Raw genomic sequence first — 8380 nt, forward strand, 5'->3', positions numbered from 1 at the left:
GCATGTCCATCGATTGGATCACTGTCTTGGCGCAAATCGCCAATTTTCTGGTGCTCGTATGGCTTTTGAAACGGTTTTTGTATCGTCCTATCCTAGACGGCATTGACGCGCGCGAGGCCGAGATTTCGAACCGGATGAACGAAGCGGTCGAGGCCAAGGACAAGGCGGCAGCCGTCGAGGCCGACTATCACGATAAACTGCGCGCATTGAACCTTTCACAATCCGAAATATCCGAAACGATCCGCAAATCGGCAGAAGATCAACGTGACGCATTGCTGGCCGAGGCCGCACAGCAGATGAAGGCCGAGCGCGAAAACTGGCAGGCGCATCTGGGTGACGAGGCGCACAAATTCACCACGCATCTGCACCGTGTGGGGGCTGAAACGCTGCTGTCTTTGACGCGCAAGGCGTTGACCGATCTGGCCGACGAAACCCTTGAGGAACGCATGGCGCGTCATCTTGTTCAGCAGATCAAACCGATGGTGGAGGATTTGAAAAAGGCGGCAGGCGACGCCACCGTAGCAACCGTGGTAAGCCATGATGCCTTGCCAGTACCTGTTCAGAAAATCCTGAAAGCTGAAATATTGGCGCTATGCCCCAATGCCACAGTCACATTCAAAACGGACAGCGCCCAAGTGCCGGGTCTTATGTTCCGCTTGGGTGGGGCACAGATCGCTTGGACGCTTGATTCCTACATTGAGGGACTTGAAAGCCTGATGGAGGATCGTTTGAACACGAGCGCCGGGCCGAAGGTGGTAACTGATGCGTCTTGATGCCCATAAAATCGACACGAACCCCGATGCGCTGGTGCAATCCCTGTTGGAGTGTCCGGCACCCCGCCCCCGACTGAGCGAGATCGGGCAGGTTGCCGAAATTACCGACGGTATCGCCATTGTAACGGGGTTAGAGCGGGCGTTGTCCGACGAACTACTGCAGTTTGAAAGCGGCGTGCAGGGCATCGTGCTGGATTTGGAACCCGGGCGGTTGGGTGTCGTGCTTTTGGGGTCTTCCGAGAATGTTGGCGTCGGGCAAAATGTTTTCAGAACCCACACCGTCGTAAGCACAAAAGTAGGCAACGCACTGTTAGGTCGGGTTGTTGATGCACTAGGAAATCCCGCCGATGCAAAGGGGGTGATCAAAACTGAAACCTCCCGCCCGGTAGAGGCCGAAGCGCCGGAGATCCTTAGTCGAAAGGCGATCACACGACCGCTGGCGACAGGGATCAAAGCGGTGGATGCCGCAGTGCCGATCGGGCTTGGGCAGCGCCAATTGGTGATCGGGGACCGGCAAACTGGCAAGACCTCATTGGCGGTTGATGCGATTTTGAATCAAAAAAGCACCGATGTGATTTGTATCTATTGCGCGATTGGCCAGCGCGGCGATGCGGTGGCCAAGGTGATTGGTGCCATCACCGATGGTGAAATGATGGACCGTACGATCATCCTTGCCGCTGGTGACGCAGATGCAGCAGGTTTGGCCTATATCGCCCCTTATGCGGCGCTGACGATGGCAGAGTTTTTTGCAGGGCAGGGCCATGATGTTTTGGTGGTTTTGGATGACTTAACGCATCACGCGCGGTCCTATCGCGAACTGTCGTTGTTGCTGCGCCGCCCACCGGGGCGCGAGGCATTTCCGGGCGATATTTTCTATATTCACGCCCGGTTGTTGGAACGTGCAGGGCAGTTCACCGATGCCATTGGCGGTGGCTCCATTACGGTTTTGCCCGTCGTTGAAACACAGGCCGAAAACCTATCTGCCTATATCCCGACCAACCTGATTTCGATTACAGACGGGCAGATTTATCTGTCGCCACGCCTTGTGCGCAAGAACCAGTTCCCCGCCGTGGACCTTGGGGTGTCGGTAAGCCGGGTAGGGGGCAAAGCGCAAAGCCGTGCGTTTCGTTCTGTTGCGGGCAACCTGCGCGTGACCCTCTCACAGTTCGAAGAGTTGGAGGATTTTGCCCGCTTTGGCACAAGGCTGGATGACGCGACCCGTGCGCGACTGACCCGTGGCGCGGCGGTGCGCGCATCGCTGCGTCAAGCGGAACGCGACCCCATCCCGGCGGTTGAACAACTGGCGGTTTTGGTCGCCGCGATGGATGGTCAGTTTGATGGCCTGAACGAGGCGGATATCTTTGCCGTTATGGGGGCCATCAGAATCGCGGCCGTTCGTGACTTGGGCGATATCGCCGAACTGATTGCACAAAACGAACCCTTTGAGGACGCCGCCCGGACCCGCATGATCACGCTTGGACAACAAGCGCGCGCTACATTGAAAGACGCCGATGGCACAATCGCTTGAAAGCCTGTCACGTCGGATCACCAGCATGCAAGGCATTCGCGGTGTCGTGCATACGATGAAATCCCTATCGGTGATCAACTCGGCCCCTTATGAACAGGCCGCCCGCGCGATTGAGGCCTATCATGAAACGGTCCTGACGGGGTTGCATGCTTTGCTATCGCAATCGGGCCCAATTAAGGGCGCAGGGGTGGGGGCTGCGGCCCGCGTTATCGTGGTTTTCGGGTCTGATCACGGGCTGTGTGGCAACTATAACGAGGCGCTAGCCGAACATGTTGGCACCCATATTAAGTCTGACACAGACGCAGAAACCACGGTGTTGTGCATCGGGGCGCAGATGGAAGGGGCGCTTTGTGACCTTGACCTTGCGGTGGAAGAGACGTTTTTCCCACCGGCCTCGGTTGACGGTATTGGGCGGCTTGCCAATCTTTTAACGCAAAAGCTGGATGATATTCGCCGCGCCCGTCGCCCGCACGATATATCTGTAACCCTTGCCTATTTCGCGCGGTCCGAACAAGGGATGCAGGCCCTCAGGATTGATGCGCTGCTGCCGCTTGATCCCGATTTGGTGCGCGATCTGCAGTCTAAGCGATGGGTCTCGCGCAGTTTACCCCACTTTTCGATGCCGCCCGAGGATCTGTTCATATCCCTTATCCGCGGGCATCTTTTCGCGTCCCTCTTCCGAGCAGCGGCAGAGGCCTTGGTCACAGAGAACGCGGCGCGCCTTGCACTCATGCAGCAAGCCGAGCAATCGGTTGACGATAGGTTGGATGCCTTGAAATCCGACACACGCGCACTGCGTCAAAGCGAGATTACGACAGAGCTTTTGGATGTGATCATCGGCTTTGAAGCGCTTAAGAAAGAAACACGATCGGAGTAACCCCGTGTCAATGAGCTATGTCTCATTAAAACTGGACCTGTCTCGCTTTCTTGCCACCCCAAGTGCTCGTTTAAGCCACCTTCCGTTCGAAGGCGACGGGGCTTTTCCAGCCCAGTGCTGAACGGCGTCGACGTGGATTATAGAACCCGTTGATGTATTCGAAGATGGCCATCTCAGCCTGCCGCCGCGTTTCCCATGATCTCCGCCAGATCAGCTCGGCCTTGATGGATTTGAAGAAGGTCTCGACGGCTGCGTTATCATAGCAATTTCCTTTGCCGCTCATCGACACGCTGAACCCGTGTTGTCGCAGGATCTTCTGATAGTCGTGAGAACAGTATTGGCTGCCCCGATCCGTGTGATGAACGCAGCCCTTGGGCGGTGCCCTGAAGGCGATGGCCATGTTCAGCGCTCGGATCGCCAAGTCCCGCTTCATCCGATTGCTGACGGCCCAACCGATGACCCGCCGGGAATACAGGTCCAGGATGACAGCGAGGTATAGCCAACCCTCACGGGTCCAGACGTAGCTGATGTCCATTGCCCGGCAGTGCATAACTGCCCAGGCTGAGACGCGACTGTTCTTTGATGTGAGCCAGCGTGACTAGGTCAGATCTTTGTCTGTGGCTGGCTGGCCGACTGCGGAACGCCCGCAAACCACGCGTGCTGAGGCCAACGACGCTGCACAAACGATTGGCTGGGAAGTGGCTCACGTGTTCCAAGACAAAACCACGGCCATCACTCAACTGTGTCAGACCGACTTCACCTATCTGAAGATAATCGGCCGAGGCTGATTCTATCTCAGCACGATCTTGGACGATTACAGCCGCTAGACCATCTCATGGAAACTCTGCACCAACATGAGGACTGAGGATGTTACTGATACGTTGGATCTGGCTTTAGAAGCGTCTGGTTGTGACCAAGAGCACGTTGTTCACAAGCCGCGTTTGCTCAGCAACAACGGATCCAGCTACGTCTCAGGTGAACCGGCTGAATGGTTGCAAGGCAATGGAAAGAAGCACTCGGGCGGAGCGCCCTAACATCCCCAAACCCGAGGCAAGACCGAGCTGGCACCACTAAACTGCGGCAACATGCGGTAGAATGAAGCTGCGGTTGTCTAGTGGTGCCAGATTAACCCTAAGCGTACGCCCGTATGCCTGCGACAGCACGTCGTCCGTCATCACCTCCTGCGGTGTACCCGCTGAAAGAATGCTGCCCTGAACCACCATCACCATGTGATCGGCAAACATCGCGGACAGGTTCAGATCATGCATGACCGCCACAACCCCGCCCCCACGCGCAGCATAGTCTTTTAGCAACCGCATAACCATCAACTGGTGACCGATATCAAGGCTAGCCACGGGTTCGTCCAACAGCAGCCAATGCGGGGTATCTGCTTGGTCGACCGGGTCCCACACTTGGCACAGAACCCTTGCCAATTGGACCCTTTGCTGCTCACCGCCCGACAGTTCTTGATATAGTCTGTGGCTGTATCTCTCTAGTCCGACGCGGGCCAACGCGGTGTCGGGCAGATGGTCTCTTTGTCCCGAATGGCCGCTCAGCAGCCCCATACGAACCACTTCAATCACCGTAAAGGGGAACGCCAGCGTTGTGGATTGCGGCAGCACTCCCCGAATGGCGGCTAGATCCCAGGGGCGCGCCAACCCGGCGTCCTCGCCGTTGAAACGCACTTGGCCAGCAAAATCGATCTCGTTTGTGATCGCCTTTAGAAGGCTTGATTTACCCGCGCCATTCGGCCCGACAATGGCAGTAAGCTGCCCGGCCACCGCACGAAAAGACACGTCTTGCAGAATGGTTTTATGGCCGATCCACGCCTTTGTTATGTCTGCCTCTAGCATCATAAATCCACCAATCCGCGACGGCGCAGCAATATCCACAAAAATACCGGTGCGCCCAGAACCGCCGTGATGATCCCGATGGGCAGCTCTGCCGGGGAAATGATCACTCGGCTGATCACATCGGCAATCAGCAACAGGCTTGCCCCAAGCAGCGCCACGTTGATCAGCAGCGGCCGATGATCCGGCCCTGTCGCCAAACGTAAAAGATGGGGCACGACAATACCGATAAAGCCAATACCCCCAGACACCGCAACCGCAGTGCCTGTCGCTGCAGCGACGGTAAGTATCGCGATATTTTTGACTCGTTGAACCGGGATGCCCATATGCGCCGCCGTCGCTTCGCCAAATGCGAGGCCGTTCAGCCCCCGCCCAAGGCACATCGCCACGCCGACCGAAGCCGCAATAAGCGGGCCGGCCACCAGCGTTTTGGCCCATGTGGCCCCGGCAAGCGACCCCAACCCCCAGAACGTCAGATCGCGCAGCTGCGCATCATTCGCAAGATACACAAGAATACCGGACACGGCCCCTGCCAAGGCACCCAATGCGATGCCCGCCAGCAACATAGTCGCCACAGATGTGCGGCCCCGTCTGGTCGACACGCGGTACAGCAGCATGGTGGAACCCCAGCCGCCGAAAAAGGCGGCCAGCGGGACCAGCCACATTCCAAAGACCGCCATAACGCCTGCTGGCAACAGGCCGCCCAATACAATCGCGACAATTGCACCCAGACCGGCACCAGCACTGACACCGACCAGACCCGGATCGGCAAGGGGGTTGCGAAACAGCCCCTGCAGAACCGTGCCGGATACGGCCAACGACGCCCCTACACAGATGCCCAGAATGATCCGGGGCAGCCTGATATCCCACAACACGATCCGTTCCATCTGGGTCAGCGGTTCGCCGATGATCAGCTTTTGCAACGCCCCCCAAAGCGACGTACCGGACGCACCAATGGCGAGGCTGGTGATGCTGATCACCACCAACGCCCCTGCCAGCCAGAAATGGGTACGCCGGGCGGTGGTGCGACGGTCACGTGGTATACCGATATCTGCAACATGCGCCATTAGATCAGCTGCCGTATAGCGCGGCAGAAAGGTCAGACACAGCATCCGCAGTGCGTGGCCCGAACCCTAAAAGGTACAGCCCGTCCATCCGGATCACCGCCCCTGTTTGACCGGCGGGCGTCGATGCAATCACTGGCAACGCCAAAAGATCGGCGACCGTGCTGTTGTGATCACCCTCCCGCTCCATCATCAAAATCGCATCGGGTGCGGCAGAAATCACAGCTTCGTCTGTCATGGGTTTGTACCCGTCAAACCCCACAGCGGCATTCTGTGCGCCAGCCATTTCGATCATCGCTGACGCGGCAGTGTTTTGCCCCGATGCCATGATCCGACCGCCTTGGGTGCTGAGGATAAACAGCACCTTCTTAGGCTCTTGCCCCGCATCTTGTTGGGCCGTCTGCACCACCGCATCCAACCGCGCCGTCAGATCACCGGCAAGCTGCTTTGCTTTTTCCGGCTCGCCGATTGCCTGACCAACCGCGTTAATCTTGGCGATGATACCCTCGGCCGAGTACACATCGGGGACGGTCAGGAACGGAATGTTAGCCGCCTCTAGCACGTTGATCGTTTCAAGAGGGCCAGCACCGTCTTCCGAGATAATCATCTGCGGATCGACCGACAGCACCCCTTCGGGGGACAAGGCGCGCATATAGCCGACATCAGGCAGGGCCTGCGCCTCGGCGGGATAGTTTGACGTGGTATCGCGGGCAATCAGCCTGTCACTGGCACCGAGGGCAAAAATGATCTCGGTAATCGAACCGCCGATGGCAACAATGCCACCGGTTTTTTCTTGGGCCGCCACTGGGAAAGCCGTCACAACGAGCAGGGCAAAAACAGATGCCCGTAGCGTGAAACCTGATCGACAACACATCATGCTGGCACCTCAGACTTCAGTCCTTCAAGGCCCTCAACCAGTTTGCCCCATCCCTGACGGCTATCGCGCCCCTCTTTGCCGACGCCAAATACCTGAAAGATCAGCCCGCCGTCTTTGTTAAACGCCTCAACCGATACGGCTGGGCCGCGCTGCGTTGGCTTTTCGACCGCCCAAACTTCGGCGATGTGATCAAGCCGCAGGTGCAGGTTGAACCGTGAGTCCAGCACATTCTGCCAAGGGCCCATTGCCTTGAGGGTTTCAATCGGGCCGGAGTGGATCTGGATACATCCCCGGTTGCCGGTGAACACCATGACCTCGAGATCACTGGCAGCGACCTGTTGCAGCATTTGATCCACGGCACCCGGTACCAACGCCCGGACAAAGGGCGCGCCAACGATGCGATATGCCCCCAAACGGTTCATCTTCAGCTTCGAGGTCAGGCGCATGAACTGATGCGTGTCTGTCATTCTGGCCCATTCCTTGCGCAGAATATCGACCTTTGTTTCGTCCGCCTTTGGTGTCTCATCGGGCTTGCGCTCTGACACATCCACGGTTTGCGATTGATTCTCCAGCTGCAAGGTTTCTTTTGCCTGCGCCCATGCGTCCAGATCGGAACTGTCACGCAGAAAAATCTTGTGAACCGCATCGCCTGCTGCATCAAACACCTGCAAGCTGCGCCGCACGCCGGTGTCTGTTTCCTTTTCGACCATAAAGGCGTGGCACCAATGGCTAGGGAAAATCCGTAGGTCAATTTCATCGTTCAGGATCATCGACGCATGCGGCCCGGAACGATAGTTGTCATACACACCGACCTTTTCATTCACGCAGGACAGGTTGCGCGTCAGGGCCATCACCTCGCCCAGGGTTTGTGCAGCACCCATCACTTTGTCGGGGTGTGCATCTATCCGGGTCACGCCCTCACCACAGGATGCCGCGACAAGCTGCGCCTCGCTGATTTTTAGCTTTTCCGCAATGTCACGCTCGCGCAGCTTGGAATGTTCAGCGCGAAAGTCGCGAATATAGGCGGGGGATACCGCTTGGGGATTGGTCATGATGCACCTATTGGCTGGGTTATATGATCTGAGAAGGGGCTGGCGTCGCGCATCAAAACACGGGCTGGCAACGGGTGAGTTAAACACTCAACCTTTATTGTTGACACTTTTAGTAAGCCTTTCTAAAAACCGCAAGAGCGCATCGATAATCAGCGCGGATATCTCAAAACGCCACAGCCAGCCCACAGCAAGCACTAGGCCACCTACATGCTTGCGAGGCACGAAATGACCCCGACGACGAGAAAACGTTCCCTTTTGCTGGGTACGACCAGCCTGTTACTCATCACGATCAATGCTGCAACGTTGCACGCACAAGAAGCCGACCAAGGGTTTCTGGGCACGCTGGTTCTGGGTGAAAG

7 protein-coding genes and 2 pseudogenes are annotated in these 8380 nt (G+C 57.3%); 4 read left to right on the forward strand and 5 right to left on the reverse strand.

Annotated features, from left to right (window positions below; translation table 11 throughout):
• The first annotated feature begins 2 nt into the window (after positions 1 to 2).
• From KZZ06_RS19500 to KZZ06_RS19510, 3 genes are read left to right on the forward strand one after another with little or no spacing between them, the layout of a single operon-like run.
• Positions 3 to 773 (forward strand): F0F1 ATP synthase subunit B, encoded by a 771-nt coding sequence (locus KZZ06_RS19500; protein ID WP_219581678.1) that lies wholly within the window; start codon positions 3 to 5, stop codon positions 771 to 773.
• Positions 763 to 2301, forward strand: a complete 1539-nt coding sequence (locus KZZ06_RS19505) for a F0F1 ATP synthase subunit alpha (RefSeq protein ID WP_219581679.1) — start codon at positions 763 to 765, stop codon at positions 2299 to 2301. The genes KZZ06_RS19500 and KZZ06_RS19505 overlap by 11 nt, the downstream gene beginning before the upstream one ends.
• On the forward strand, positions 2285 to 3178 hold the full coding sequence (locus KZZ06_RS19510; RefSeq protein ID WP_219581680.1) for a FoF1 ATP synthase subunit gamma: 894 nt from the start codon (positions 2285 to 2287) through the stop codon (positions 3176 to 3178). The genes KZZ06_RS19505 and KZZ06_RS19510 overlap by 17 nt, the downstream gene beginning before the upstream one ends.
• Positions 3179 to 3248: 70 nt before the next feature.
• Here KZZ06_RS19510 and KZZ06_RS19515 read toward each other — a convergent pair.
• Positions 3249 to 3876, reverse strand: a pseudogene (locus KZZ06_RS19515) (IS3 family transposase); the annotation flags it as partial.
• Positions 3877 to 3888: 12 nt separating this feature from the next.
• On the opposite strand from KZZ06_RS19515, the pseudogene KZZ06_RS22630 reads away from it, so the two are divergent.
• A pseudogene (locus KZZ06_RS22630) lies at positions 3889 to 4209 on the forward strand (DDE-type integrase/transposase/recombinase); the annotation flags it as partial.
• 39 nt (positions 4210 to 4248) lie between these two features.
• On the opposite strand, the gene KZZ06_RS19520 reads toward KZZ06_RS22630, so the two are convergent.
• The 4 genes from KZZ06_RS19520 to KZZ06_RS19535 are packed head-to-tail and all read right to left on the reverse strand — an operon-like array spanning position 4249 to position 8021.
• Positions 4249 to 5034 carry a heme ABC transporter ATP-binding protein gene (locus tag KZZ06_RS19520; RefSeq protein WP_219581681.1) on the reverse strand — a complete coding sequence of 262 codons (786 nt, stop codon included), beginning with the start codon at positions 5032 to 5034 and terminating at the stop codon, positions 4249 to 4251.
• A complete protein-coding gene (locus KZZ06_RS19525; protein WP_219581682.1) occupies positions 5031 to 6095 on the reverse strand; it encodes an iron ABC transporter permease in 1065 nt (354 codons plus the stop codon). The genes KZZ06_RS19520 and KZZ06_RS19525 overlap by 4 nt, the downstream gene beginning before the upstream one ends.
• A 4-nt stretch (positions 6096 to 6099) precedes the next feature.
• Complete coding sequence (locus KZZ06_RS19530) at positions 6100 to 6966, reverse strand: hemin ABC transporter substrate-binding protein (protein ID WP_219581687.1); 867 nt, start codon at positions 6964 to 6966, stop codon at positions 6100 to 6102.
• Entirely contained in the window at positions 6966 to 8021 is a 1056-nt protein-coding gene (locus KZZ06_RS19535) for a hemin-degrading factor (RefSeq protein ID WP_219581683.1), read from the reverse strand. The genes KZZ06_RS19530 and KZZ06_RS19535 overlap by 1 nt, the downstream gene beginning before the upstream one ends.
• Positions 8022 to 8380 lie beyond the last annotated feature (359 nt).

The sequence above is a fragment of the Sulfitobacter sp. CW3 genome, assembly GCF_019392245.1.
GTDB lineage: Bacteria > Pseudomonadota > Alphaproteobacteria > Rhodobacterales > Rhodobacteraceae > Sulfitobacter.

Excerpts from the sequence above, each read along its gene's own strand:
- KZZ06_RS19500 (WP_219581678.1), top strand. The coding sequence starts at position 3 with ATGTCCATCGATTGGATCACTGTCTTGGCGCAAATCGCCAATTTTCTG.
- KZZ06_RS19520 (WP_219581681.1), bottom strand. The coding sequence starts at position 5,034 with ATGATGCTAGAGGCAGACATAACAAAGGCGTGGATCGGCCATAAAACC.
- KZZ06_RS19530 (WP_219581687.1), bottom strand. The coding sequence starts at position 6,966 with ATGTGTTGTCGATCAGGTTTCACGCTACGGGCATCTGTTTTTGCCCTG.
- KZZ06_RS19505 (WP_219581679.1), top strand. The coding sequence starts at position 763 with ATGCGTCTTGATGCCCATAAAATCGACACGAACCCCGATGCGCTGGTG.
- KZZ06_RS19510 (WP_219581680.1), top strand. The coding sequence starts at position 2,285 with ATGGCACAATCGCTTGAAAGCCTGTCACGTCGGATCACCAGCATGCAA.
- KZZ06_RS19525 (WP_219581682.1), bottom strand. The coding sequence starts at position 6,095 with ATGGCGCATGTTGCAGATATCGGTATACCACGTGACCGTCGCACCACC.
- KZZ06_RS19535 (WP_219581683.1), bottom strand. The coding sequence starts at position 8,021 with ATGACCAATCCCCAAGCGGTATCCCCCGCCTATATTCGCGACTTTCGC.